General features: G+C 72.6%; 23 protein-coding genes and 3 pseudogenes. 14 read left to right on the top strand and 12 right to left on the bottom strand.

The annotated features are described in order from the left end of the window. Positions 1 to 176: 176 nt before the first annotated feature. Positions 177 to 2,177 carry an FUSC family protein gene (locus QQS16_RS12680; RefSeq protein WP_286061738.1) on the top strand — a complete coding sequence of 667 codons (2,001 nt, stop codon included), beginning with the start codon at positions 177 to 179 and terminating at the stop codon, positions 2,175 to 2,177. Positions 2,178 to 2,239: 62 nt separating this feature from the next. Here the strand turns inward: QQS16_RS12680 and QQS16_RS12675 are convergent, their stop codons facing one another. Then, positions 2,240 to 3,250 (bottom strand): endonuclease/exonuclease/phosphatase family protein, encoded by a 1,011-nt coding sequence (locus QQS16_RS12675; protein WP_286061737.1) that lies wholly within the window; start codon positions 3,248 to 3,250, stop codon positions 2,240 to 2,242. A gap of 161 nt (positions 3,251 to 3,411) precedes the next feature. Between QQS16_RS12675 and QQS16_RS12670 the strand changes: the two genes are divergently transcribed. The 3 genes and pseudogenes from QQS16_RS12670 (at position 3,412) to QQS16_RS12660 (ending at position 5,648) form a co-directional block, all read left to right on the top strand. Further along, positions 3,412 to 4,785 (top strand): amidohydrolase, encoded by a 1,374-nt coding sequence (locus QQS16_RS12670; protein ID WP_286061736.1) that lies wholly within the window; start codon positions 3,412 to 3,414, stop codon positions 4,783 to 4,785. A 120-nt stretch (positions 4,786 to 4,905) separates the two neighbouring features. Then, positions 4,906 to 5,240, top strand: a pseudogene (locus QQS16_RS12665) (DUF899 family protein); the annotation flags it as partial. Between the two features lie 222 nt (positions 5,241 to 5,462). After that, positions 5,463 to 5,648 carry a DUF8839 family protein gene (locus tag QQS16_RS12660; RefSeq protein ID WP_286061735.1) on the top strand — a complete coding sequence of 62 codons (186 nt, stop codon included), beginning with the start codon at positions 5,463 to 5,465 and terminating at the stop codon, positions 5,646 to 5,648. Positions 5,649 to 5,650: 2 nt separating this feature from the next. On the opposite strand, the gene QQS16_RS12655 is transcribed toward QQS16_RS12660, so the two are convergent. The 3 genes and pseudogenes from QQS16_RS12655 to QQS16_RS12645 form a co-directional block, all read right to left on the bottom strand. Continuing rightward, complete coding sequence (locus QQS16_RS12655; RefSeq protein WP_286066302.1) at positions 5,651 to 7,693, bottom strand: ABC transporter ATP-binding protein; 2,043 nt, start codon at positions 7,691 to 7,693, stop codon at positions 5,651 to 5,653. A 415-nt stretch (positions 7,694 to 8,108) separates the two neighbouring features. Next, the gene (locus QQS16_RS12650) at positions 8,109 to 8,552 is read right to left on the bottom strand and encodes a hypothetical protein (protein WP_286061734.1); all 444 of its coding nucleotides are present in this window, start codon (positions 8,550 to 8,552) and stop codon (positions 8,109 to 8,111) included. 284 nt (positions 8,553 to 8,836) lie between these two features. Next, positions 8,837 to 9,415, bottom strand: a pseudogene (locus QQS16_RS12645) (ATP-binding protein); the annotation flags it as partial. A gap of 247 nt (positions 9,416 to 9,662) precedes the next feature. On the opposite strand from QQS16_RS12645, the gene QQS16_RS12640 reads away from it, so the two are divergent. The 3 genes from QQS16_RS12640 to QQS16_RS12630 all read left to right on the top strand — a co-directional run bounded on the left by QQS16_RS12640 (position 9,663) and on the right by QQS16_RS12630 (position 11,668). After that, positions 9,663 to 10,523, top strand: a complete 861-nt coding sequence (locus QQS16_RS12640) for a Sco1979 family transcriptional regulator (protein WP_286061733.1) — start codon at positions 9,663 to 9,665, stop codon at positions 10,521 to 10,523. Beyond that, entirely contained in the window at positions 10,524 to 10,778 is a 255-nt protein-coding gene (locus QQS16_RS12635; protein ID WP_210575902.1) for a DUF397 domain-containing protein, read from the top strand. A gap of 77 nt (positions 10,779 to 10,855) precedes the next feature. Continuing rightward, positions 10,856 to 11,668, top strand: a complete 813-nt coding sequence (locus QQS16_RS12630) for an SAM-dependent methyltransferase (protein WP_286061732.1) — start codon at positions 10,856 to 10,858, stop codon at positions 11,666 to 11,668. Between the two features lie 315 nt (positions 11,669 to 11,983). On the opposite strand, the gene QQS16_RS12625 is transcribed toward QQS16_RS12630, so the two are convergent. The 3 genes and pseudogenes from QQS16_RS12625 to QQS16_RS12615 all read right to left on the bottom strand — a co-directional run. Further along, positions 11,984 to 13,471: a glutamate synthase subunit beta gene (locus tag QQS16_RS12625; RefSeq protein ID WP_286061731.1), complete on the bottom strand. Its 1,488-nt coding sequence runs from the start codon at positions 13,469 to 13,471 to the stop codon at positions 11,984 to 11,986. A 369-nt stretch (positions 13,472 to 13,840) separates the two neighbouring features. Then, the gene (locus QQS16_RS12620; RefSeq protein ID WP_286061730.1) at positions 13,841 to 14,320 is read right to left on the bottom strand and encodes an anthrone oxygenase family protein; all 480 of its coding nucleotides are present in this window, start codon (positions 14,318 to 14,320) and stop codon (positions 13,841 to 13,843) included. A gap of 303 nt (positions 14,321 to 14,623) precedes the next feature. After that, a pseudogene (locus QQS16_RS12615) lies at positions 14,624 to 14,983 on the bottom strand (DUF2293 domain-containing protein); the annotation flags it as partial. A 48-nt stretch (positions 14,984 to 15,031) separates the two neighbouring features. On the opposite strand from QQS16_RS12615, the gene QQS16_RS43940 reads away from it, so the two are divergent. From QQS16_RS43940 to QQS16_RS12595, 4 genes are all read left to right on the top strand, one after another. Beyond that, entirely contained in the window at positions 15,032 to 15,214 is a 183-nt protein-coding gene (locus QQS16_RS43940; RefSeq protein WP_502963902.1) for a winged helix-turn-helix transcriptional regulator, read from the top strand. Between the two features lie 25 nt (positions 15,215 to 15,239). Then, positions 15,240 to 15,872 (top strand): nucleoside/nucleotide kinase family protein, encoded by a 633-nt coding sequence (locus QQS16_RS12605; RefSeq protein WP_286061729.1) that lies wholly within the window; start codon positions 15,240 to 15,242, stop codon positions 15,870 to 15,872. A gap of 137 nt (positions 15,873 to 16,009) precedes the next feature. Further along, positions 16,010 to 16,402, top strand: a complete 393-nt coding sequence (locus tag QQS16_RS12600; RefSeq protein ID WP_502963781.1) for a TIGR03618 family F420-dependent PPOX class oxidoreductase — start codon at positions 16,010 to 16,012, stop codon at positions 16,400 to 16,402. Between the two features lie 62 nt (positions 16,403 to 16,464). Beyond that, a complete protein-coding gene (locus tag QQS16_RS12595) occupies positions 16,465 to 16,893 on the top strand; it encodes a CBS domain-containing protein (RefSeq protein WP_286061728.1) in 429 nt (142 codons plus the stop codon). 79 nt (positions 16,894 to 16,972) lie between these two features. Here the strand turns inward: QQS16_RS12595 and QQS16_RS12590 are convergent, their stop codons facing one another. Continuing rightward, positions 16,973 to 18,100, bottom strand: a complete 1,128-nt coding sequence (locus QQS16_RS12590) for a magnesium and cobalt transport protein CorA (RefSeq protein ID WP_286061727.1) — start codon at positions 18,098 to 18,100, stop codon at positions 16,973 to 16,975. 274 nt (positions 18,101 to 18,374) lie between these two features. Between QQS16_RS12590 and QQS16_RS12585 the strand changes: the two genes are divergently transcribed. Continuing rightward, complete coding sequence (locus QQS16_RS12585) at positions 18,375 to 19,169, top strand: methyltransferase (protein ID WP_286061726.1); 795 nt, start codon at positions 18,375 to 18,377, stop codon at positions 19,167 to 19,169. Positions 19,170 to 19,282: 113 nt separating this feature from the next. Here QQS16_RS12585 and QQS16_RS12580 read toward each other — a convergent pair whose 3' ends face one another. Together QQS16_RS12580 and QQS16_RS12575 are read right to left on the bottom strand one after the other, a co-directional pair. Then, positions 19,283 to 20,281: a carbohydrate kinase family protein gene (locus QQS16_RS12580; RefSeq protein WP_502963780.1), complete on the bottom strand. Its 999-nt coding sequence runs from the start codon at positions 20,279 to 20,281 to the stop codon at positions 19,283 to 19,285. Then, a complete protein-coding gene (locus tag QQS16_RS12575; RefSeq protein WP_286066299.1) occupies positions 20,278 to 21,183 on the bottom strand; it encodes a pseudouridine-5'-phosphate glycosidase in 906 nt (301 codons plus the stop codon). Before QQS16_RS12575 ends, QQS16_RS12580 begins: the two co-directional genes overlap by 4 nt. Before the next feature lie 102 nt (positions 21,184 to 21,285). Between QQS16_RS12575 and QQS16_RS12570 the strand changes: the two genes are divergently transcribed. Next, entirely contained in the window at positions 21,286 to 21,714 is a 429-nt protein-coding gene (locus QQS16_RS12570) for a VOC family protein (RefSeq protein WP_286061725.1), read from the top strand. Positions 21,715 to 21,899: 185 nt separating this feature from the next. Here QQS16_RS12570 and QQS16_RS12565 read toward each other — a convergent pair whose 3' ends face one another. After that, positions 21,900 to 22,454: a methylated-DNA--[protein]-cysteine S-methyltransferase gene (locus QQS16_RS12565; protein ID WP_286061724.1), complete on the bottom strand. Its 555-nt coding sequence runs from the start codon at positions 22,452 to 22,454 to the stop codon at positions 21,900 to 21,902. 102 nt (positions 22,455 to 22,556) lie between these two features. After that, a complete protein-coding gene (locus tag QQS16_RS12560) occupies positions 22,557 to 23,432 on the bottom strand; it encodes a glycerophosphodiester phosphodiesterase (RefSeq protein WP_286061723.1) in 876 nt (291 codons plus the stop codon). 279 nt (positions 23,433 to 23,711) lie between these two features. On the opposite strand from QQS16_RS12560, the gene QQS16_RS12555 reads away from it, so the two are divergent. Then, positions 23,712 to 24,581 carry an MHYT domain-containing protein gene (locus QQS16_RS12555; protein ID WP_286061722.1) on the top strand — a complete coding sequence of 290 codons (870 nt, stop codon included), beginning with the start codon at positions 23,712 to 23,714 and terminating at the stop codon, positions 24,579 to 24,581. The last annotated feature ends 9 nt before the right edge of the window (positions 24,582 to 24,590 follow it).

The following is a 24,590-nucleotide window of genomic DNA, read 5'->3' as shown; positions in this document are numbered from 1 at the left end:
CCCACCGCTCGAGCCGATCGTCACACCCCCGAAACGCGGCCGTTCCATGCCCTCCAGGACCGCGAACTACCGTGCAGACACGGGCCGCACCAGCACGGCCCGCAGTCCGCAGTCCGTAGCCCGGCCACCGTCGTCCGAAGGCTCACCTCCGCCTTCGTCCAGACGACTGGAGTCCCGTGTCACGCCCCGCTGCTCTGACCCTTCCGCCCTGGCTCGCCCACGCTCTCCGTGCCCAGCGGGGGCCCGTGCCCTGGAACGCGGTCCTGCGGGGGGCGTTGTCCGCCGGGCCGTTGCTGCTCGTGGCCGTGCTGGCCGGCCGGACGTCCCTGGGAGTCGTCGCCGCCGTCGCCGCCATGCTGGCCGGGATCAACGACCGGCCCGGCAGCCGGCGGGCCTTCGTACGGAGGCTCGGGGTGCCCGCGCTCGCGGGAGCGGCCGGGATGTTCCTGGGGACGTACGTCGGGGGGCATGCCGGGGCCGTGGTCCTGACCCTGCTCCTCACCCTGGTCGGGCTGGTCGCCGGGAGCGTCAGCGCGGTGGGGCCCGTCGCCTCCGGGGCCGGGACGCAGCTGCTCGTCGCCTCCGCCATCGGCGCCGGGATGCCGCTGCCCGCCCCCGGATGGCAACGGGCGCTCGCCTTCCTCGTCGGGGCCGGATGGCTGCTGGGACTGCGGCTGGTCCTGCCCACGCCCGGTGCCCTCGCCGGGGACTTCCGGTTCGACGGGGAGCGCAACGCCGTCGCCGCGGTCTACGACGCCGTGGCCGACCTCCTCGACGCGGCGGGCACACCGCGGGCCACCAACCGTCGCGCCGCGCTCACCGCCGCCCTCGACCACGCGCAGGACGCCCTCGCCGGGCCCCGGCTGCGGCGGTACGCCAGCTCCGCGGCCGAACGGCGGCTGCACGCCCAGTACGCCGCCGCGCTGCCGCTCGCCGAGGCCGCGACCGCGCTCGCCTGGGCCGGGGACGGCGTCTCCGGGCGCGCCTCCGAGGGGCCCCGGCGTCTGGCCGCCGCCGTACGCGACAGCCGGCACACCGGGCCGCTGCCCGCGCCCTCCCGTTCGGCGCCCGGGCTGCGCGCCCTCGACGACGCACTGCTGCACGCCGCCGAGGCCTTCGACCGGGCGCCCGGCACCGACCTGCACACCCGCAGGCGTACGACCAGGGCCCTGCTCCGTACCGTGTGCGGAGCAGGGGGGCGTGAGTACGGGCTTCGGGTCGCCCTCTGCTTCGGAGTCAGCGTCGGCGTCGCCCAGGCCCTGCACCAAGGACGCTGGTACGGGCAGCACGAGCACTGGTACTGGCTGCCCGCCACCGCCGTCTTCCTCGTCAAGCCCGACCTGGGGCCACTCGCCTCGCGTGTGCTGTGCCGGGCCGCCGGGACCGTCCTGGGCGCCCTCGTGTTCGCCGGGTTCGCGGCCGTGCTGCCCCGCCCTGAGGGGCTGATCGCGCTCGTGGCCGTCAGCGGCGCCCTCATTCCCGTGGCCACACGGCACTTCGCCGCGCAGACCGCCGTCGTCACCGTCCTCGTGCTGTCGCTGGTCATGGTCGCCGGCGAGCCGCAGGCCTCCGCCGGCCGGATCGGGGAGACGCTGCTGGCCTGCGCGATCGTGCTCATCGTGGGGCACCTGCCGATCCTCGGGCAGCGGGCAGGCGGGGTGCGGACCAGGCTCGCCGCGGCGGGCAGCGCGGCGCAGGCGTACCTGGCCCATGTGCTGCGGGAGTCGGACGTTCACATCGTGCGGGAGTCGGAGACGCATGCCGTGCGGGAGTCCGAGGGACCTGCGCTGCGCGCCACCTCCGCCACCACCACGTCCGGCGCCTCCACCTCCTTCACCTCCGCTGTCGCCACGTCCGCCGACACCGGCTCCGACAGCCGCGCCGCCCGCTGGACCCTCCGGCGCGAGGCCTACCGGGCGCTCGCGGAGGCCCGTACCGCCATCACCCTCGCCGCGGCCGAACTCCCCGCGCTGGCCCGGCATTCGGAGGGCGCGGAGGAGATCGCCGCCACCCTCGAACGGCTCGTCGACACGACCACCGCCTGCGCCGTGCACCTCGACGACACGGGACGGCTCAGCCCCCGGCACACCGAACGCCTCACCGAACTGCTGGACGAACTGGCCAGGGAACGCGACCGCGAGGGGCTGCGGATACCCGGCCTGCCCGTCGCCGGGTGAGGCCGTCGCCGGGTGAGGTGCCCCGACCGAGCCGGACGACTCCACCCCGCTGGTCCTCCCCGCTACTCCATTCCCATCCGCACCCACACCGGAGCATGGTCCGACCCCCGCGCCCCGCGCCGCTCCGCCGGGTCCGGTCCCACCGACGGGAGTCGCGGAGGGCCGTCGCCCGGGAGGCCCGTGCCCGCCTCCGTGAGCCGGTGGGCCAAGCGGTGGCTGACCAGGACGTGGTCGATCAGCTCGCGGCGGCCGGAGTGGACGCGGGAGTAGCGCTGCTCGACCGGGATGAGCGGGGCCACGTTCCACAGGCGGGCCGCGTCCCCCCGGTCGGCCAGGTCGTGGCCGGGGGTGCCGATCTCGGAGCCGGGTGGGCCGAGCAGGATCTGCGTGGTCGCCGCCCCCACCTCGTCGTTGAGGTCGCCCAGCACCGCGACGTCCCGCTCACGGCCGTCGCCGCCCGGCCGCTGACCGTTCACCGCACCGGCCGGCGGACCGTTCAGAGACTCACCGGCCAGCAGCGCGTCGGCCAGTGCGCGCAGGCCCGCCGCCTCGGCCGCCCGCCGGTACAGGGCGTACGCCCCGTACCGCGCCCGTTCGCCCTCGTCGCGCGGCTGGAAGCGGCCCCCCGGATACGACAGCAGCTTCGACTTGAGATGGGCGACCGCCACCCGCAGCGGGCCCTGCCCGGTCTCCGCCTCCACCGCGAGGAAACCGCGGCCCGCCTCCGCCACCGCCACCCCCGCGTCGTCCGCCTGCACCGGACGCAGCCTCGCCGGGAACGCGGTCGTGTCGGCCAGCACCTCGAACGGTGTACGCCCGAGGAAGCCCACCCGGATGCCCCGGGCGTCCGGACGCCGGGACAGCGCGAGATGCCAGGCGCCCTCCAGCATTCCGGCCAGGTCCCGCAGGGCCCCCGGCTCCCCGACCTCCTGCACCCCGAGCAGCGCCGGGTCCAGTTCCGTGATCACGGCGGCGAGGGCGGTCAGCTTCGCCTCGTACGCGGCCTCGTCCGCGGGGCCGAACGGGCCGCCGGGACGGTAGAGGTTCTCCAGGTTCCAGGTGCCGAGGAGCATGCCGGGCTCCTTCCGGAAGCCGTCGGGCAGCGGCGGTGGGGGCCTTGTCCGGCGGAGCGGCCCCAGCCCAGCGTGCCCGCCCGGAGCACACCTGGACAGGGCCACGACAGGATGCGCGATTCGGCTGACGCGCCGTGACGACGCCGTCGTACGTTGGCATGATGACGCCCTCTCCCGCAGCGCGCGCCGAAGGCACCGCCGATCTCATCGTCACCGGCTGCACCGTCCTCGTGCACGACGACCAGGAGCGGATCGGCTTCGAGGAGGACGCCGCGATCGTCGTACGGGACGGCGTCGTCCGGTCCGTGACGACCGCCGCCGCGGTCGCGGACCGGCCAGCCGCCGAACGTCTCGACGCGCGCGGTCAGGTCGCCCTGCCGGGGCTGGTCAACTGCCACACCCACGCCCCGATGGTCGCGCTGCGCGGCATCGCCGAGGACCTGCCCACCGAGGAGTGGTTCAACGACGTCGTGTGGCCCGTGGAGGCCAACCTCACGGAGCAGGACGTGGCGTGGGGGGCGTGGCTCGCCTGCGCCGAGATGATCCGGGGCGGCGTCACCTGTTTCGCGGACCACTACTTCGCCATGGACGCGGTCGCCGCCGTCGTCGCCGAGTGCGGGATGCGTGCCCACCTGGGGCAGGCGTACTTCTCCTCGCAGGGGCCCGAGGGGCGCGAGAAGTCCCTGGAGTTCGCGCTGCGGCACCGGGGCGGCGCCGGCGGCCGCATCACCACCGCCCTCGCTCCGCACGCCCCCTACACCGTGGACGACACCGACCTCGTGGCCACCGCCGGCCTCGCGCACGCCCACGGCCTGCCCGTGCACATCCACGCCTCCGAGAACCGCGACCAGACCGACACCAGCCTCGCCCGGCACGGCGTCACCCCGATCGAGGTCCTCCAGCGCACCGGGATCCTCGACACGGACGTACTCCTCGCGCACGGCACCGGAATCGTCGAGCGTGACCTGCCCGTCCTGGCCGCCGCCCGGGGCCGTACGGCCGTGGCCACCGCTCCCCGCGGCTACCTGAAGTTCGGCTGGCCCACCACCACGCCGGTCCGCGCCCTGCGCGACATCGGTGTCCCCGTCGGGCTCGCCACGGACGGCGCCGCCTCCAACAACTCCCTCGACGTGTGGGAGGCGATGGCGCTCACCGCCCTCATCCAGAAGTCCACCACCGGGGACCCGCGCTGGCTGACCTCCCGCCAGGCCCTGCATCACGCCACGCTGCAGAGTGCCCGGGCGGTGGGACTCGGCGAGGCCGTCGGCAGCATCACCCCCGGGCGGCGGGCCGACCTGATCCTCGTCGACCTCACCGGCCCGCACACCCAGCCCGTCCACGACCTGGCCGCGACCCTCGTGCACAGCGCCCGCTCCTCCGACGTCCGCACGACGATCGTCGACGGACGGATCCTGATGCGCGACCGCGAGCTGCTGACCATCGACGTCCCCGCGGTGGTCGCGGAGCTGGGGGCGCGGCTGCCCGCCCTCGTCGACCGGAGCCACGGCAGGCGCATCCAGGATTACGACACCTGAGTCCGCGCCGGCCCCGACCTGGACCGGCTGACCTGAACCGGCTCGACTGAACGGCCCGACCTGAACCGGCCCCGCCGAACCGCCGCCGGAGACGTCGTCCCGTCGTCCCGTCCTTCCCGCTCACGCGCGCGGCCCGCGCTCAACGCCGAGCGGGGCGGGCTGCCGATGGTCGAGGTCGACACGGAGTACGTGTTCGAGGGCGGAGACGGCAAGGCCTCGCTGCTCGACCTCTTCGAGGGGCGCCGCCAACTCGTCGTATACCGCTCCCTGTTCGCGCCCGAGTGGGACGCCGGCCGTCGCAGCTGCTCGGGCTTCCTGGACCAGATCGGACATATGGCGCGCATCTGCATGTGCGCGGGACGGCGTTCGCGGCGGCGTCCCGGGCGCCGTCCCGGAAGATCCTGGCGTTCAAGGCGCGGATGGGCTGGACGGTGCCCTGGCACTCGAGGGGCGCGCGTCGGTATTCGGGGCGCTCACGGGGTGAGAGCGTTCTTTATCACGATGAGTACGACGACTGACACCTAAAGTAAGAGAACCGATCGGAAAGTAACCGAATCCTCACGGTGTGCTCTACGCGCGTGTCAACTACGTCTCAGTCCAGCAACTGGGCGAGGCGTTCTGCCCCGGGAAGGCGTTAACTCCTACAAGTTACGAACGCTTTCTGGAGGTGCAGGGTGGTGAACGGGCGAACAGTGCTCGAACGCTTTCCCGCAGGTGGGCCGCGAGGCTCGTGGCCGGCGGAGGAGTTCGCGCACGCGCGGCGTCTTGAAGGGCTGCAGGCCGAGGTCGTGATGGATCTCGCGACCGACACGTTCCTGGTGATCGTGCGCAGTGGGGAGGCGGCGGCCGACGCCGTCGCGTGAGGTCAGCCCGTCTTCGGGGCGGGCACCTTCCGTGGAGCGTCCGCCTGTCCCGGCCCGTCCGTGTCCGTCTGATCCCGCCCGTCCGTCTGCTCGGGCTCGTCCGTCTGTCCCGGCCCGTTCCTCTGACCTGGCGCGTCCGGCTGGCCTGATCCGGTTGTCCGTCCTGCTCCGTCCGTCTGCGTCGCTACCTTCGTCTGTGCCGGTACCTTCGTCGTGAACTGTTCCGCCTGGAGCGAGTACAGCTCCGCGTAGACCCCGCCGGTCGCCAGCAGCTGGTCCGGCGTTCCGGACTCCACGAGCCGGCCCTGGTCCAGGACGTGCACCAGGTCCGCGTGGCGGACGGACGCCAGCCGGTGGGTGATGAGGATGACCGTCTGCCCCGTACCCGCCAGGGCGCGGATCTTCTCGAAGACCTCCAGTTCCGCCCGCGCGTCCAGGGCCGCCGTCGGCTCGTCCACGATCAGGATGTGCCCGCGCCGGTACGCGGCCCGGGCGATTCCCAGGCGCTGCCACTGGCCGCCGGACAGCTCGTGCCCGCCGCTGAAGTTGCGGGCCAGCAGGGTGTCCAGGCCCCGAGGCAGATCCACCAGCACCTCCTGGGCCCCGGCCTCCGCGACCGCCTCCGTGATCCGCTCGTCGGTGAGCGGCGTCGAGGAACGGCCCACGGCCACGTTGACGCGGGCGGTGAACGGCCACCGCTTGAAGTCCTGGGCCACCATCGCGACCCGTTCGGCGAGCCGGTGCCGGTCGGCGCCGGCCGCGTCGACGTCGTCCCACAGGATCCGGCCGCGGTCGGGGGCGTACAGCCCGGCCAGCAGCTTGACCAGAGTCGTCTTGCCGGAGCCGTTCTCGCCGACCAGGGCGACGATCTTGCCGAGCGGGACGGTGAGAGTCACGTCGTCGAGCGCGGGACGGGTCGCGTCACCCGGGTAGGTGAAGCTGACGTTCTCGAACCGGATCTCGCGCGGATCGTCCGGCAGGGCGGCCCCGCCCACCGGAATGGCCCGTTCGGCCGCCTCGACGTGGAGCCGCTGGAGATCGCCCACGAACAGCGCCTCCTCGTGCAGGGCGTTCATCTCCACGACGAGGGTGGCGAGGCTCTGCGAGCCGGTGCGGATGGCGATCACGGCCGTCCCCGCCACCGCCAGCGCCATCGCGCCCGCCAGCAGCAGCCCGCCCAGCGTGGCGTACGTCGCCGCCGTCGCGAGGCCGGTCCAGCCGGCCGCGATCAGCCCCGTACGGGCCGCCAGCCGGGCCAGGCGGGCCTGCTCCGCCTCCGCCGTCTCGGACATCTCACGGAAGTGGCGCAGCAGGAACGGGCCCACTCCGTGCACCCGGATCTCGGGAGCCGCCTCGGGTTCGATCAGCAGGGCGCCGAGCAGCCGGCCCGCGCGCGCGTGCTGCACCCAGGTGTGGAAGGACTCGTAGCGGCGGCGCGCGTTCGTCAGCGCGCTCCAGGCGCTCGGCAGGGTCATCGTCACCAGCAGCGGCAGCAGCGCCGGGTGCAGCACGGTGAGCACGCCCGCCGCCGCGATCAGCGAGATGATCGCGTTCACCACGCGGGTGGCGTATCCGATCATCCGCCGGGCGGAGGTGGCGCCGTACTGCGCGGTGTCCAGCAGCTTGTGGAAGGCGTGGTCCTCGATCGCGGTCAGCTCCACGGTCGCGGCCCGCTCCAGATAGCGTTCGGTCGCCACCCGCTCCACCTTGGGCTCCAGCCGCCCGGTGGCGTACGTCGAGGCGGCCCGCAGCAGCGCTCCGACCAGCATCACGGAGGCCATCACGACCAAGGCGGGCACGGCGCCGCGCAGCCGGTCCTCCAGGGTGCCGCCGCCGATCAGCCGGCCCAGCAGGCTGTTGACCGCGAGGAGGCTCACGGCCTGGGCGAGGCCCCGGCCCACCTCGGCGGCCAGCACGGTCCGCGCGGCCCGTCGGTCGGCCTGCCAGGCGAGGTGGAAGCTGGCCGTGAGCATGGCGGGGAGGCGGACCAGCATGGCCCGGAAGTTCAGCTCCAGGAACGCGTCCGCGTGCGAGTTCCAGCCCATGTCGTAGCGCAGGGGGCCGCCGAACAGCAGCCGCTCCGAATCGGACACCTGGGGTTGGTCCGCGCCGCCCGGATCCGCGTCGCCCTTCGTTCCCACCGCCGACCTCCCCGGACGTGGACGAACCGCCACTATCGCGAAGCGGACTCGGCCCGGGCAGGGCGCAGGGGGTGGCGGCCGGAGCACGCGGGCGCACTCCGACCGGAGGGGGCGGGGTGCGCGCCGACCGAGGGTGGCCGATCGCTCGTGGTGCGGGTCCGTCGGCCGTGGTGGCCGGTGGCCGGCGGCCGGTCGTCGGTCGCGGGTGGCCGGTGGCCGGTCGCGGGTGGCCGGTGGCCGGTCGCGGGTGGCCGGTGGTCGATCGGGTCGCTGGTGGTGTCCGTCACCGGCGAGGGGCGGCCGGGGGCCGGAGCCGGGCCTACGCGCTGACCGGCCTCGACCAGGTCGGCGTCGTGCCGGTCAGCCGGCACAGGGCCAGGTACAGCGGTATCGGCGGCGTGTACGGGATCGTCCCTTCCGGCCGGTGGATGAGACCCGGGAGGCCGGGAGCGTCCGGGACGACCGCCCCGGTGGCGTACCGGACGGGGGCGGGCCACTCCAGGGCGTAGTCGGAGTCCGACGGAACGATCCACCACCAGTGCGCCTCGTCCGCGTAGACGCATCCGACCCGCGGCAGGCGCGGCATCACCAGGGGGCCGAACCGCGCGGGCACCGCCACGGCGTCGCAGCCCAGCGGGGCCGTCATGCCCTCGGGCACGGGCAGCCGCCGGGGGGTTCCCGGAGTGCGCAGCCCGCGTCCGAGGCGGACCAGCGTGTCCAGGTTCAGCACCTGGCCGCCGCCGGAACCAGCCCTTACGCCCATGCGGCCCCCGTCCCATGGTCACGGGCCGGTGTCCCGTCGTCCGTCTCGGCGGCGGCGGTGCCGTGCTGGGGTTCGGCGTCCGGGCGGGTCGGGGGCACCCGGGGCGCAGTGGGTGCCCGGGGCGCCGGGGGCGCGTTGAGGGCCGGGGGTGCGTTGAGGGCCGGGGGTGCGACCTCGGGGAGTGGCGAAGGTGGTTCGACCGGCGAGGGTGGTTCGACCGTGGCGCCCGGCTGCGTCGTGGCCGCGTGGAGTTGCTCCGCCGCGGCGCTCGCCCGCCCGGTGGCCTCGTTCCCCGAGCTGCCGGCCCCGCCCGGCTTCGGGCGGGCGCCCCAGCCCAGGTCGTTGCGGGGGCCCGCGTCCGCGCGGGGCGCGTCGGCCTTGCGGGGGAGCTCCGCCCAGACGAGCAGGCCGGGGCCGTGCTCATGAGCGCCCCAGGCGTGGCAGAGGGCGTCGACGAGAATCAGTCCCCTCCCCTGCTCCTCCTCGGGCCGCTGCGACGACGGCCGGGGCTCACCCGGCGCGCAGCCCTCGTCGCGCACGGCTATCCGCACCAGGTCGTCACTGTCCAGCAGCTCGCAGACGACCCGGTGGCTCGCGGTGTGCACGATGGCGTTGGTGACCAGCTCGGAGACCACCAGGGCCGCCGAGTCGCAGGTGTCCTCGCAGACGGACCAGCCGGTCAGCCGCGCCCGTGTCAGGCGTCTGGCCTGCGCGGGAGAACCCGGATGTGCGGCCAGCTCGAAGCGGAACCGGCGCTCGGCAGCGGCCCGGTCGGGGCCTGCTCCCGCGGCGGCACCGAGACCGAGGGGGCGGCCTGCGGCAGCGTCTGTTCCTAAGGGCGCGGACGGAATCACGCTTGCCACTATCGCCCCGCCGTGAACACTTGGCAAGTGTCACTCTGAAAAATGCAGAGTGCTGTGTGACGCGGTGAAGGGCCGTGGCACACTGCTCGCAACAGCACTGAGAGCGGCGCCAGTTGGGATCACCGGAGATCCGTACCGATCTTCGAATGGGTCTTCGAATGGCGCCGCAGGGCTGTCAGCATGCATTCCGGGACCCGGCCCCGATCCCCTCGCGGCCGTCCGAGCAGGGACTTTGTGGAGGTGGAGGGTGAGCGAACCGCGGTCCGCGCCGACGGTCGGACAGGTCGTCCTCGGCCGGCGCCTGCTGGACCTGCGGGAGCGCGCGGGGCTCAAGCGCGAGGAGGCCGCCCGTATCCTCCGTGTGGCCCCCGCCACAGTCCGTCGTATGGAGATGGCCGAGGTCTCGCTGAAGATCCCGTACCTCCAGCTCCTGCTGAAGGCCTACGGCATCTCCGACCAGGAGGCCGAGGCGTTCGTCCAGTTGGCCGAGGAGGCCAACAGGCCCGGCTGGTGGCAGCGGTTCCACGACGTGCTGCCCGGCTGGTTCTCGATGCACGTCAGCCTGGAGGGGGCCGCCGCCCTCATCCGGCAGTACGAGCCGCACTTCGTCCCCGGGCTGCTGCAGACCGAGGACTACGCGCGTGGTGTCCTGCGTTCGGGTGCCATCGGGCAGACGAGCCCCGACGAGATCGAGCGCCATGTCGACCTGCGCATGCAACGCCAGGAACTGCTCACCCGTCAGGAAGCGCCCCGGCTGTGGGTCGTGATGGACGAGACCGTGCTGCGCCGCCCCGTCGGCGGCCCGGAGGTGATGCGCACGCAGATCGACAAACTGCTCGACGCCACGGAGCTGCCCAACGTCACCCTCCAGGTCGCCCCGTTCGAGAACGGGCCGCACCCGGGCACGTACGGGCCCTTCGTGCTCTTCCGATTCGCCGTGCCGGAACTCCCGGACATGGTCTACAGCGAGTACCTGACCGGCGCCGTCTATCTGGACGCGCGCACCGAGGTGGCGACCCACCTCGAGGTCATGGACCGCATGGCGGCGCAGGCCGCTACGGCACATCGCACGAAGGAGATCCTCCGGGATCTCCGCAAGGAGCTGTGAATGGATCGCATCAAGCCGCGCCTACGCGTCTACAACGGCATGCCCGCGCGGGACTTGGGCAGTGAGGGCTGGCACAAGCCGTGGAGCGGCGGCAACGGCGGCAACTGCCTGGAGGCCATGAAACTGGCCGACGGCAGGATCGCCGTCCGCCAGTCCACCGACCCGGACGGGCCCGCGCTGATCTACACGACCGACGAGATGACCGCCTTCATCGAGGGCGCCAAGGCGGGGGAGGCCGACTTCCTGCTTTCCTGAACCGATTGCCTTTCTCCCGCTCGACTTCCTTAACTTGGTACTGAATTGACCACCCCTTGCGTCTTACGGAGCGCCTCATGACCGGGCAGGACCCTCGCGGTGCCGTCGACATCGACACCAGCAAGCCGCATCCCGCGCGGATGTACGACTGGTACCTGGGCGGCAAGGACAACTACCCCGTCGACGAGGCCATGGGCCGGCAGATGCTCGCCCTGGACCCGCGGGTGCCGGTGATGGCGCGGGTCAACCGCGCCTTCATGCACCGGGCCACGCGCTGGCTCGCCGAGCACGGCGTACGCCAGTTCCTGGACATCGGCACCGGCATCCCGACCGAACCGAACCTCCACCAGGTCGCCCAGCGGGCCGCCCCCGACGCGCGGGTCGTGTACTGCGACAACGACCCGATCGTGCTCGCCCACGCGGCCGCCCTGCTGCGCGGCACGGACGACGGCGTGACCGAGTACCTGGAGGCCGACGTACGGGACCCGGACGCCATCCTCGAAGGCGCCCGGAAGATCCTGGACTTCGGCCGGCCGGTCGCCCTCTCGCTGATCGCGCTGCTGCACTTCGTCTCCGACGAGGACGGCGCGCACGAACTCGTCCGCCGGCTGCTCGCCGAACTCCCCTCCGGCAGCTACCTGGTGATCAGCCACGCGACGGCCGACTTCACGCCCGAGGAGTCGAAGGCGGCCACCGAGAAGCTGAAGGCGGCCGGCGTCACCCTGGCACTCCGCTCCCGCGAGGAGTTCACCCGCTTCTTCGACGGCCTGGACCTCGTCGAACCCGGCGTCGAGGTACCGCAGTTGTGGCATCCCGAGCTGGGTGACCCGGTCCCGGGCCAGGACGACGGGGTCATTCCCGGTTACGGGGCGGTGGCACGCAAGCCGTGACCGTGACGGTCCGGCTCGCTCCCACGACCACACACGCGGCGGTAGGCCGACCAGTTGGCTGACCATCGCCATCGCCATCGCCGTTGGCACCGTCATCGTCATCGGCAGCGGTGGTGGTGGTGGCAGTCCGGTCGGCGCGAGGTACGCCGCCGGCACCGTGGTGGCCTGGGCCGGTCGTGGACCAGCAGGCTTACGAGGTTCAGCCCGGACCTCGCGGTGGCCGGCGGGCGCGCCGCGCGTGGGCCCGCCTGCGGCGGCACCCCAGGCGTCGGCTCCGGTGGCATCTCCGGCGTCGGCTCTGGTGGAGCCACGGGGTTATACGGCCATGGGGCGGTCGTACGGTCCGATCGGCGCCGGCAGCCGTGAACTCCCCGTCAGATGGCGGTCGACGGCCGCCGCCACCGCCCGCCCCTCCGCGATCGCCCACACGATCAACGACTGCCCCCGGGCAGCGTCCCCCGCGGCGAACACACCGGGGACGTTCGTGGCGAAGTCCGCGTCCCGCGTGATCGTCCCGCGCGGATCCAGCTCCAGGCCCAGCTGGTCCACCAGACCGTCCTCCTTGTCCGGCCCCGAGAAGCCGAGCGCGAGCAGCACCAGGTCGGCGGGCAGGCGGCGCCCGCTGTCCGGCACCGGCCGCCGCCGGGCGTCCACCTCGACCAGGTGCAGGGACCGCACATGCCCGTCGGCGTCGCCGGTGAACCGGAGGGTGGACGCCGCGAACAGCCGCGCGTCCGCGGTCGCCGCCGGTGCCGTCCGCAGGTCACGGGCCTCCTCGTGCGCGGCCGACAGCCGGTAGACCCTCGGGTACGTCGGCCACGGCTCGGCGTCCTCGTCCCGCTCGGTGCCGGGCTGCGTGTAGATGTCCAACTGGGTCACGGACGCTGCCCCTTCCCGCACCGCCGTACCCAGGCAGTCGGCTCCCGTGTCACCGCCGCCGACGATGACGACATGCTTCCCGGCGGCGGACATCGGCGAGACCTCCAGGTCTCCCTCACGTACCCGGTTGGCCAGCGGCAGGTACTCCATCGCCTGCTGGACACCGGTCAACTCGCGCCCGGGCACGTCCAGTTCCCGCCACGCCGTCGCCCCGGTGGCGATCACCACGGCGTCATGACGCGCACGCAGCTCCGGGGCGCCGATGTCCCGCCCGATCGCCGTCGACGTACGGAACTTCGTGCCCTCGGCCCGCAACTGCTCGATCCGCCGGTCCAGATGGTGCTTCTCCATCTTGAACTCGGGGATGCCGTACCGCATCAGTCCGCCGAGCCGGTCGTCCTTCTCGTACACGACCACCGTGTGTCCCGCCCGGGTCAGCTGCTGTGCCGCGGCGAGGCCGGTGGGTCCCGAGCCGATCACCGCGACCGTCCGCCCGGACAGCCGGTCGGGCGGACTCGGCGGCGCGAACCCGAGCTCCCAGGCCCGGTCGGCGATGGAGACCTCGACGTTCTTGATGGTGACCGCGGGCTGGTTGATGGCCAGCACACACCCCGCCTCGCACGGCGCCGGGCACAACCGCCCAGTGAACTCTGGGAAGTTGTTCGTGGCGTGCAGTCGATCGGCGGCCACCCGCCAGTCGTCGCGGGCGACCAGGTCGTTCCACTCGGGGATGAGATTGCCGAGCGGACAGGCGTCGTGGCAGAAGGGGATGCCGCAGTCCATGCAGCGGTCGGCCTGCTTGTCGATGATGGGCAGCAGCGCCCCGGGGACGTACACCTCGTCCCAGTCCCGCACCCGCTCCTCGACCGGCCGGCGCGGCCAGTCCTGGCGGGGCGTGGTCATGAATCCCTTGGGGTCGGCCATGGGCGTGTTCCTTGCTTGCGCATGACGCTCGCGCGTCCGACGTGGCCGTGCGTCATCGGGCGGCACTCTTCCGGCACTGCTTCCGGTACTTGGACCGGCACTGCTTCCGGTACTTGGACCGGCACTGCTTCCGGTACTTGGTCCAGCATTGCTTCTGGTACTTGGGGCATTGCGTCCGGTACTTCGCCCGGTACGGCTCCGGAGCTTCGTACGGATGGTTTCCGGTACTGCTTCCGGCCACGATACGTCCCCTCGGCCACCCGCGCAGAGCGTCCGACCGTGCTTGCGACCCCGCATGCGACGGTGCTTGCGACCGCGTTCCCGACAGCGCCCACGACCACGCTTCGGCTGCCGGGAGTACCGATGCGCTCAGGTGAGGGCGAGCACGTAGAACACCGCCGCGGCGGCCGAGGCGATGGTGCGGACGTGGTTCCACATCGTCCACTCGCGCACATACGTCGGCCAGTACGCGGCCGCCTCGGGAGTGTCCGGTTCCATCCTGGCCAGCGCGTTGTTGCGCGGCACGTTCGCCACCACGGTCAGCCCGAACACGCCGAACAGGTACAGCCCGCTGCCGACCAGCAACTCGGCCGTCCCCTCGTCCGGCCACAGCACGAACGTCACCACCGCGATCACCACGCACACCACGGCCGATCCGGTGAACACGAGCATGAACGCCGGCCGTACCGCGGTCACGTTGATCGCCTGCATCGCGGCGACACCCCGGGAGGGCGGCAACGCGGCGAGCCCCCGCATCACGAACGTCGAGAACCCGCAGAACACCCCGGCGACCAGTCCGGTCCCCAGTACACCCACCAGCGTCAGTACGAAGTACGGTCCGTCGATCACGCCGACACCCACTTCCTGGTCCGGCCGAACCCCTGCCCGGCACCCACCGTCACCCCCAGTGAATCCCCGTACGGACGCCCCGAACATGCCTGATCCACGCGGGCACATACGCGAGAGTCCAAGGCCGGGGCGGCAAGGACAGTACGGGGACCAGGGCCGGGGCGGCAAGGACAGTACGGGGACCAGGGCCGGGGCGGCAAGGACAGTACGGGGACCAGGGCGGCGTCCCGGCGCCTGTCTGGTCGCGGCCCGGACCCCGCCTCCACCAGGGAACGCGCTCGCCGGTCCCACCCCCTCCCGCGCTCACCCGGCCTCCGCCTCCACCCCCTCTCCCCGCCAGTCCCTGAGCACCGTCTCCACCACCCCCGTGATCCGCCGCCGGGCCTCGGACCTCGCCACCCCGCTCATCAACAACTGGTCGTACGGCGTGTCCACGTGCCGCACGGACGCCACGACCGCCGAGATCACCGCCCCCTCGGACAGCGCCCGCCCCGCCGCACTCCGCCCCACCCGCCCACTGCCCCGTACCGAGGCATGCGCGGCGACCTCCCGCGCCCGCTGCTCCGGGCATCCCGGAAACAGCCGCCGAATCTCCGCCGCGAACGCGTCCGCGAACCGCACGTCCTGTGCCGCCCGCCGTGCCGCGTCCCGCGCCCGGCGCCGGAGCTCAGGGCGGTCACCCCCAAGGTCCTCAGCGAGACCCTGCGCGCGATGGAACGCGACGGCCTGCTCACCCGCACCGCGTACGACGAGAACCCGCCCCGCGTCGAATACGCCCTCACCCCTCTCGGCCGCACCCTGATCCCCCTCCTCGACGCCGCCCGGATCTGGAGCCGGACCCATCTCCCGCACCTGCTCGCCGCCCGCCGAGCCCACGAACGAAGCGCATCCTGATCGCGCCCTGACGCATCATGGCCGGGTGCGACTCGAAGCGATCACCTGGGACCGGCTCGGCGACCTCCTGGCCGAACGTGTACTCGACCTGGAACCGGCCGACGGCAGCCCGTGGCCCCGCATCGCCCTCGACGGCGCCCCGGCTGCTCACCCCGGCGACCTGGCCGAGCGGGTGGCGGAAGCACTGCGGGTACGCGGTCGTTCCTCTCTCGTCGTCGGTACGCACGGGTTCCTGCGCCCAGCTTCCCTGCGCCTGGAGTACGGCCACCACGACGTGGAGGCGTACTACGACGGCTGGTTCGACACCGGCGCCCTGTGGCGCGAGGTCTTCGGCCCGCTCGAACCCGGCGGCGACGGACGTGTCCTGCCCGACCTGTGGGACCCGGCCACCGACCGCGCAACCCGCAACCCCTACGTCCGACTTGCCCCCGGTGGTGTTCTGTTGCTGCATGGTCCCCTCCTGTTGCGCCACTGGTTCCCCTTCGACCTGACCGTCCATGTCCTCCTGTCACCCGGCGCCCTGCGCCGCCGCACCCCCGAGTCCGAGCACTGGACGCTGCCCGCCTTCGAGCGCTACGAGAACGAGACCGACCCGGCCGGCACCGCCGATGTCCTGGTACGCGCCGACGACCCACGTCACCCGGCCTGGAACGGCTGATCCGACCCCCGTTTCCAGCTGATCGACAGAATCCCCATTTTGTGATCCCGTCTCCTTCGACCACTCGGTCCGCGCCCTTCTCGACGGCCGGAACTTCGCCGGCGTCGCCACCCTCGGCCCTGACGGCGTACCGCTCGGTGGTCTGGATCAAGCGCGAGGACGACACCGTGCTCTTCAGCTCCACCGCCCGACGCCAGAAGGTGCGCAACCTCCGCCGCGACCCCCGTGTCAGCCGGTCGGTCTTCGACCTCGCCGCCCCCTGCACCTCGGTGGAGATCCGCGGCACCGCCGAGATCCTCCCGGACGAGGACAAGCGGCTCCCGTACGAGCTCTCGCACAAGTACCTCGGCATCGACCCGCCCGGTGAGAAGGACGACGAGGTCCGCCTCATCATCCGGGTTGTCCCGCGGAAGATCGTGGGCTTCGCGGTCGGAGGCCGTGGCCCGAGCCTGCGACCGGGTAGGCGGTCCCGAGCCCGCGACGGGAGCCCCCTCCGGGTGCGGGCGCCCGGCGGCGCCGCGAGAATGTAGGGCGCCGGGACTTGCGGTGACACCCCGCTCCGCGCCGGCCGCCCGGCACCGGGAGGTACTCCATGACCACCGCCGGAGACATCATGCACCGTGGCGTCCAGTGGATCCCCGCCCGCGAGACGCTGGACCGGGCCGCCCAGCTGATGCGCGACCTCGGCGTCGGCGCCCTGCCCATCAGCGACGAGAACGAACGGCTCTGCGGCATTCTCACCGACCGCGACATCGTCGTCGGCTGTGTCGCCAGGGGCCATGACCCGGCCGAGGTCACCGCGGGCGAGATGGCCCAGGGCACCCCGCGCTGGATCGACGCGGACGCCGACGTCAGCGAGGTGCTTCACGAGATGCAGGATCACCAGATCCGCAGGCTTCCCGTCATCGAGAACAAGCGCCTGGTCGGCATGATCAGCGAAGCCGACCTTGTCCGGCACCTGGCGGACGACCAGATCGCGAGCTGGGCGGAGAGCGTCTACGCGCGGACGCCTGACCGCTGACCCGAGCGCCTACGCCCGACACGTCCCGGCCGGCCGCGCCGGACACGGTGCCGCGGTGCCGTGAAGGCCGCGCCGCCGGTCAGAGCCACCCGTTGCGCCGGAAACCCCGGTACAGGACCAGGCAGGCGACGGATATCACGCCGAGGACCATGCCGTAACCGAATCGCCAGTGCAGCTCCGGCATGTAGTCGAAGTTCATGCCGTACAACCCGCACACCATCGTCGGTACGGCGATCAGCGCGGCCCATGCCGTGATCTTGCGCATGTCGGCGTTCTGCGCGACCGTGACCTGCGCGAGGTGAGCCTGGAGGATGGAGTTGAGCAGTTCGTCGAAGGCGGCGATCTGCTCCTTCACACGCAGCAGATGGTCGGCGACGTCGCGGAAGTAGGCCTGTATCTCCGGGTCGACCACCCGGATCGGCCGGGCGGCGAGTTCCTCCAGCGGACGGCCGAGCGGGACGACGGCGCGCTTCAGCTCCAGGAGTTCGCGCTTGAGCTGGTAGATGTGCCCCGGGTCGACGCGGCCGCCGGTGTCCGAGAACACGGCCGTCTCGACCTGGTCGAGGTCCTCCTGCACCGCGTCGGTGACGTGCAGATAGTCGTCGACCACATGGTCCGCGATCGCGTGCAGCACCGCCGCCGGACCCTTGGCGAGCTGCTGGGGGGCGGACTCCAGCTCCTCGCGCAACGGTCCCAGTGAGCCGTGCCGTCCGTGGCGCACCGTGATCACGAAGTCCTGGCCGACGAACACCATGATCTCACCGGTGTTGACCACCTCGCTGGTCGCCGTGAGTTCCTCGTGGTCGACGTAGCAGACCGTCTTGAACACCGCGAAGAGTGTGTCGCCGTAGCGCTCCAGCTTCGGGCGCTGGTGTGCCTCGACCGCGTCCTCGACCGCCAGCGGGTGGAGGTCGAAGAGGTCGGCGATGCCCGCGAACTCCTGGCCCGTCGGCTCGTGCAGGCCGAGCCAGACGAAACCGTCGCGGTGCTTGCGCACCCGTTCCACCGCGTCGACCAGATCGGTCCCGGCCGGGACCCGGACCCCCTCCCGGTACGTCACGCAGTTGACCACCGACGAGCCCAGCGGGGACCGGGCCGGATGGCTCAGGTCGACGCGGGGACGCCGACGTGCCAGCCGTGCCACCTTGCGGAGGCCGCCTACCTTGCTGAGGCTCGTGACCTTCCGCAGATTCCCTGCCATGGACATCCGGATCTCCTTGCGTGCATCTCCCTCGCGCCGCGTTCCCGCGCTCTGGCGAGTCAGTCTGCCAGCTCGGCGTGAGCGGCGGGCAAGCCTGTGGGAACAGTGCGTTCCGCTTGGTTCCCGGCTGTGGACAACGGCTTTTCGGCGAGGGCCGCCGGGCGCGGGCACAGGCCGGGCGCGGGGACAGGCCGGGCACAGGCCGGGCGCGGTCGGCCATCTCATCGTGCCCGTCGCGTCGACCACTGTGGACAAGCAGGGCAACTGGGATGATCGCGGCATGACGCGAACCGACGGGTATCTCCTCGACAACCGGCAGACCGAGGCGGGAGAACGTTTCGACGCCTTGGCCACCCTCTTCGACCCCACGACGTTCCGGCACCTCGAAGGCTTCGGCATCGGATCCGGCTGGCGTTGCTGGGAGGTCGGTGCCGGAGGCACCTCCGTGGTGTCCTGGCTGGCCAAGAAGGTCGGTCCGACCGGGCGGGTCGTCGCCACCGACATCGACACCTCACGTCTCGCCGCGGCCGCCCGGCCGCCGGTGCAGGTCCGGGTGCACGACGTCGGTGCCGAGGAGCCGCCGGGGGAGGGTTTCGACCTGGTGCACGCCCGGCTCGTACTCGTCCATGTGCAGGACCGCGAACGGGCGTTGCGGTCGATGGTCAAGGCCCTGCGGTCCGGCGGGCGTCTCCTGGTCGAGGACGCCGACCCGGCGCTCCAGCCGCTGCTCTGCCCCGACGAGCACGGCCCCGAGCAGCAGCTCGCGAACCGGTTGCGGCAGGGCTTCCGGCACCTGCTCGCCGACCGGGGCGCCGACCTCGCCCACGGGCGCACGCTGCCGCGTCTGCTGCGCGAGGCCGGCCTGCGCCGGGTGGAGGCCGACGCGTACTTCCCGGTCACCTCGCCCGCCTGCGCCGCCCTGGAGTCGGCCACCGTTCGCCAGATCCGCGCTCAGCTCGTCACCGCGGGCCTCGCCACGGACGAGGACATCGACCGCCACCTCGCCAACGTCGCCTCCGGGGGCATGGACCTCGCCACCGCCCCGATGATCTCGGCATGGGGACGCAAGGCGTAGGGCGTGGGCCTGCGGACGGCGGGAGCCGACGCGAGGGTGTGGGGCGAGGGGAGCCCTCCATCAACGCAGTCCGCCGGCACCGTCCCTCAGCCCCCTCCCCGCAGACCCGCCCCTCAGCTCCCACCACCTCGAATCCGCCCCGCGACCTCCACCGCCGGCCGCCCCCCGACCCGCTCCACCGCCAACGCCCCCGCCCGGCACCCCTCCGCCGCCGCGTCCTCGGGTGCGGCACCCGTGAGCAGGGCGGCGAGGAAGGCGCCCGTGAAGGCGTCGCCCGCCCCGGTGGTGTCCCGGGGTGTCGCCGGTACCGCCGGGACGTGGGCGATCACGGTGCCGGACCGGGCCACCAGCGCGCCGTCGGCGCCCTGCTTGGCGACCACCAGCGGGACATGACGGCTCAGCCGGGCCGCCGCGTCCGCCGTATCCGGCACCCCGGTGAGCAGGCAGGCCTCGTCCCGGCTGGGCAGCAGTACGTCCACGCCGTCGACGAGCGCCAGGAACCGGTCCACTCCCAACGTCACCAGGAAACCGGACGACGCCGGGTCCAGGCTGACCGGCACCTCCCGCGCGCGTGCCGCTTCCAAGGCGACGGTCACCAGCGCCCGGCTCGGTTCGGAGAACAGCAGATAGCCCGACAGGTGCAGCCGGGCGACCCCGTCGAGCAGCGCGTCCGACCAGTCCTCGGGTCCGAGCCGCAGCGACGCCCCGCTGTCGGTGAGGAACGTCCGCTCGGCCGTCCCGCCCGCGTCGACGAGGCAGATCACCGTCCCGGTGGGCGCCTGCGGATCGACGACGAGCCGGGGCCGTACTCCGTGGCCGACCAGCTCCCGTTCGTGCCAGGCGGCCGAGTCCGCGCCGACCCGCCCCAGCAGCCGTACCTCCGAGCGGCCGCCGCGGGCGGCCCAACAGGCCACGTTCGCCCCCGCGCCGCCCGGTACCGTCCGGATCGCCGCGGCCGTGTCCGTGCCCGCGGCGAGCGGCCCCCGGTGCCGGGCGACGACGTCCGTGATGACGTCCCCGACGACGAGCAGCGCCCCCTCTGGGCCGGCCGCCCGGCCGCCCCCGTGATCCGCCGCTCCGGGCGCACCCGGCCGGGGCCGCCCCGTGGTCACGCCCCGGCCCAGGCCGCCGCGATCCGCCCCGCCAGCCGTACGTTGCCGCGCACCGCCGCGAGGTTGGCGCGCAGCGAGGCCCCGTCGGTGTGCCGCACCAGGTGGTCGAGCAGGAACGGGGTGACCGCCTGGCCGGTGATCCCCTCCTGCTCGCACGCGTGCAGCGCCTCGGCGAGCACGCGCGCGTGCAGCTCGGGATCCAGCTGCTCCGCCTCGGGCAGGGGGTGGGCGACGATCAGCGCCGACTCCGGTCCGTCGAGCGCGTCCTGAGCCCGCATCACGTCCGCCACCTGCCGCGGGGTTTCCAGGGTCCACTCCACCGGGTGTCCCGAGTCCGAGAGATAGAAGCCGGGGAAGCGGTCCGTGCCGTAGCCGGCCACCGCGACGCCCAGGGTCTCCAGCCGCTGCAGTGTCGCCGGCACGTCCAGGATCGACTTCACCCCCGCGCACACCACGGTGATCCGGGTACGTGCCAGCAGCCCGAGATCGGCCGACTCGTCCTGCGTCACCGTCCACTGGCGGTGTACCCCGCCGAGCCCACCCGTCGCGAACACCCGTACGCCCGCCCGAGCCGCCAGCAGCGCGGTCGCCGACACCGTCGTCGCCCCGCTCGCCCCGCGGGCCACCGCGAGCGGCAGGTCCCGGTGGCCCAGCTTGCGGATGCCGTCCTCGTTGGCGACCCGCTCCAACTGTTCCTCGTCCAGGCCGACGTGGGGCCGCCCGTCCAGCACGGCGATCGTGGCGGGAACGGCGCCCTCCTGCCGTACGACGTTCTCCAGTTCCAGCGCCACCCGCAGATTCCGTGGGCGTGGCAGCCCGTGCGCGATGATCGTGGACTCCAGGGCCACCACGGGTCGACGCGCGTCGATCGCGTCCCGCACCTCGTCGGACACCACCAGCACCACGGGCCTGCCTCCTGTCGGTCGCTCTTCCCTCATCTCTGGCGGGCGGCGCGCCCGGCCAAACACTTGCGGCCTGTGGGGGACACCACCAGCCTGGGCCGCATGACCGACAACACGACACGTCTCGACCACGTCGTCCTCTGGGTGCACGACCCGCTGGCGTCGGCCGACTTCTACGAGAAGACGGTCGGGATGGAAACCTTGAGGATCACCGAATTCGCCGCGGGAGCGGTCTCCTTTCCCTCCGTACGACTCAACGACGAGACGATCTTCGACCTGATGCCGCTGACCGCCGCGGAAGGCATGACGATGGTCCCGGGCGCCGCCGACAGCGCGGGTCACCCGGTCAACCACGTCTGCCTGGCCCTGCCCGCCGACGACTTCGAGACCCTGCGCGCCCGCCTGGAGGAACGGTCGGTGCCTGTCTCGGACATCTCCCACGACTCCTTCGGCGCCCGCGGGCAGGCCCGGCGCAGCTTCTACTTCCGCGACCCGGACGGCAACGTCTTCGAGGCCCGGCACTACGACTGAGTCCGGGAGCCGGCAGCCCGGCACCGCGACCAGCCCGGGAGGTGGCCACGCGCGCGTGGCCACCTCCCGCGTCGACGGCCTCGGCGATGTGCGGGTGCCCGTGCAGGAGCGCCGTCATCCGGCCCCGGCCGCTGATACCTCGCCTTCCGGCCGGCCGTCGTGGACGGACGACAGACGCCCAGGGCTCAGAACAGGGGCTCGGGCAGGACCCCCTCCAGCGCGAGCAGTCTCCGCTTCGCCTCCAGCCCGCCCCCGAAGCCGCCGATGCCACCGTCGCTTTCGACGACCCGATGGCAGGGCACGACGACCGGCAGCGGGTTGGCGCCCATCGCCGTTCCCACCGCCTGCGCCGCGCCCGGCTGCCCGACCCGGCCGGCCAGGTCGCCGTACCCGACGACGGTGCCGTACCGCACACCGGACGCGAGTTCGCGCAGCACCTGTCGGTTGAAGCCCGAGATCAACGACCAGTCCAGGGGCAACTGGAAGTCGTGCAGCTCGCCCGCGAAGTACGCCTTCACCTGACGTATCGCCTCGGCCAGCAGCGGGGAGTCGGGCGCCTCGGCCGGCTCACTGCCCAGCCGGGACCCGAGCCGGTCGAGCGCTTTGTCGCGCACGGCGGCCGTGGCGTGGAAGACGACGTTGACCAGGCCGTCTCGGGTCGCGGCCAGCAGCAGCGGACCGATGTCGGTGGGGACGACGGTCCACACGACCTGCTGCTCGTACTGCCCAGGGCTGTTCATGCGACCCACCGTACGACCCGCCGCTGACAACGCCCGGTGAACGGCGGTCGCGGGCACCCCGCAGGCTTCCGGACACCCGGCGGTCCGCGATCGGGACGCGGCTCAGACGGCGGGCAGCGCGCCGCGCACCACGTCGGGCTTGTTGGTGATGACGCCGTCGACGCCGTACCCGGCGACCAGCCGGGCCGTCTCCGCGTCGTCGACGGTCCAGGTGAAGACCTCCAGCGGCCTGCCGTGCGGCCCCGTGAAGGCGTGCACGGCGGAGACGTATCCCCTGGAGAGGGAACCGTACGAGGGATTGACCTGGTCGGCGAAGGCGGCGTACACGGCCAGGTCCGACACGGGCGGAGTGCCGAGGAAGCCGGTCGTGACGCCCGGCTTCAGGTGATGGACGGTCCGCACGCAGTCCGCGCTGAAGCTCTGCACGACCAGTCGGTCCGCGAGGTGCCGCCGGTCGAGCCAGCCCTCGTTGCTCAGGAGCTTCAGGGTCTGCCGCTCGATGCCCGGATACAGCTCCGGGTTCTTGATCTCGAGGAGCAGCTTCTGATCGTGCCGCTCCACCCGGCGCACGTACTGCTGGAGCGTCGGCACGCGCGCGCCCGCGTACGCGGCACCGAACCAGCCGCCCGCGTCGAGCCGCGCGATCTCGGCCGCGGTGAAGTCCTTCACCTTCCAGGGCGCCCGCCCCGGGAAGACCTGCTCGACATCGGTGGTGCGCCGCAGGCTGTCGTCGTGCAGGACGACCAGCTCGCCGTCCCGGGTGCGCTGGACGTCGTTCTCCACCCAGGTGGTGCCCAGCTCGGCCGCCTTGTCCACGGCGGCCAGGGTGTTCTCCGGAGCGTAGGCGGATGCCCCCCGGTGGGCGACGACCGTCGGCCGCCCACCGTCCTCGTCGGCCCGGGCGTCGGAGGGCGGAAGCAGAAAGAAGGCGGTCCCCAGGAGCGCGGTGGTCGTGGCGGCAACTGCGCGCGCGTGCATGCGTACTCCTCGCGTGAAACGGTCACGGACAGCTCAACTGTGACAGCAGGGAGTCAACAGGGGGCGGGTGCGGAACGACCACAAGTTGAACGAGGCCACACCAAGTCCGCTCACCGGTACCGCGCAACTGCGGCAAGGACGTGATTCTTTGTCGGAAAATCGTTCGACCATTCCGGTGGGGGTCATACTCTCTGCCTCAGCCCTGACCGCTCGGGCGGTCCTGGGACGAGGTGCACATCGGAACATTCCGGGACGTAGAAGGCGGAAGGGCAACCGCGCATGCAAGGCACGGTCGACGGATTCAGCTACGGACTCGTCACACCGCTGGTGGCCTATCTCATGGCCTGCCTGGGCGGCGCTCTGGGGCTGCGCTGCACCACCCGGTCCCTGCTCGTCGACAACTCCTGGCGGCCCGGCTGGCTGGCCCTCGGGGCGGCGGCGATCGGCTCCGGCATCTGGACCATGCACTTCATCGCGATGATGGGGTTCAAGGTCGAGCAGGCGCCGATCCACTACGACCGGGCGATGACGTTCGCGAGCCTGGGCGTCGCCATCGTCATGGTGGGAATCGGGATCTTCATCGTCGGCTACCGCGGGGCCAGGGGAACGGCCCTGATGACCGGGGGCGCCATCACCGGTCTGGGCATCGCCACCATGCACTACCTGGGCATGGCCGGAATGCGCCTGAACGGCGAGTTGGAGTACAACACGTTCACCGTGGCCGTCTCCGTCGTCATCGCCATCGGCGCCGCCACCACCGCGCTGTGGGCCGCCGGCCAGGTCAGGGGGTTCCTGTGGAGCGTCGGAGCGAGCGTCGTCATGGGGCTCGCGGTCACCGGCATGCACTACACGGGCATGGCCGCCCTCAGCGTCCATGTCCACGACACGGCGGCCCCCGTCCGCGGTGACTCGGCCGCCGCCCTGCTCGCACCGATGATGATCGGTCCGCTCGCGTTCCTGCTGCTCGCGGGGGTGGTCGTCCTGTTCGACCCGCTGATGGTCATGGGCAGGCCCGGCTGGACACCCACCGAGAACAAGCCGGGCATACCCGCGCGCGATCTGGTGGCCGCCCCAGCCGCCCGCCGTCCGCCTCTCCGTCCCCGCCGTCAGCCGGACCAGCACACCGTCCGTACCCCGCAAAACCGCTGATCGGGACGC

Source organism: Streptomyces sp. ALI-76-A (assembly GCF_030287445.1).
Taxonomy (GTDB): Bacteria; Actinomycetota; Actinomycetes; order Streptomycetales; family Streptomycetaceae; genus Streptomyces.
This window is presented reverse-complemented; position numbering and strand designations above follow the sequence as displayed.

Coding starts and splice junctions, on each gene's coding strand:
- QQS16_RS12565 (WP_286061724.1), bottom strand. CDS start 22,454: ATGAACAGCCCTGGGCAGTACGAGCAGCAGGTCGTGTGGACCGTCGTC.
- QQS16_RS12675 (WP_286061737.1), bottom strand. CDS start 3,250: ATGCTCCTCGGCACCTGGAACCTGGAGAACCTCTACCGTCCCGGCGGC.
- QQS16_RS12560 (WP_286061723.1), bottom strand. CDS start 23,432: ATGCACGCGCGCGCAGTTGCCGCCACGACCACCGCGCTCCTGGGGACC.
- QQS16_RS43940 (WP_502963902.1), top strand. CDS start 15,032: ATGGAACGCGACGGCCTGCTCACCCGCACCGCGTACGACGAGAACCCG.
- QQS16_RS12635 (WP_210575902.1), top strand. CDS start 10,524: ATGGATCGCATCAAGCCGCGCCTACGCGTCTACAACGGCATGCCCGCG.
- QQS16_RS12625 (WP_286061731.1), bottom strand. CDS start 13,471: ATGGCCGACCCCAAGGGATTCATGACCACGCCCCGCCAGGACTGGCCG.
- QQS16_RS12670 (WP_286061736.1), top strand. CDS start 3,412: ATGACGCCCTCTCCCGCAGCGCGCGCCGAAGGCACCGCCGATCTCATC.
- QQS16_RS12570 (WP_286061725.1), top strand. CDS start 21,286: ATGACCGACAACACGACACGTCTCGACCACGTCGTCCTCTGGGTGCAC.
- QQS16_RS12595 (WP_286061728.1), top strand. CDS start 16,465: ATGACCACCGCCGGAGACATCATGCACCGTGGCGTCCAGTGGATCCCC.
- QQS16_RS12650 (WP_286061734.1), bottom strand. CDS start 8,552: ATGGGCGTAAGGGCTGGTTCCGGCGGCGGCCAGGTGCTGAACCTGGAC.
- QQS16_RS12585 (WP_286061726.1), top strand. CDS start 18,375: ATGACGCGAACCGACGGGTATCTCCTCGACAACCGGCAGACCGAGGCG.
- QQS16_RS12590 (WP_286061727.1), bottom strand. CDS start 18,100: ATGTCCATGGCAGGGAATCTGCGGAAGGTCACGAGCCTCAGCAAGGTA.
- QQS16_RS12630 (WP_286061732.1), top strand. CDS start 10,856: ATGACCGGGCAGGACCCTCGCGGTGCCGTCGACATCGACACCAGCAAG.
- QQS16_RS12655 (WP_286066302.1), bottom strand. CDS start 7,693: ATGGGCTGGAACTCGCACGCGGACGCGTTCCTGGAGCTGAACTTCCGG.
- QQS16_RS12555 (WP_286061722.1), top strand. CDS start 23,712: ATGCAAGGCACGGTCGACGGATTCAGCTACGGACTCGTCACACCGCTG.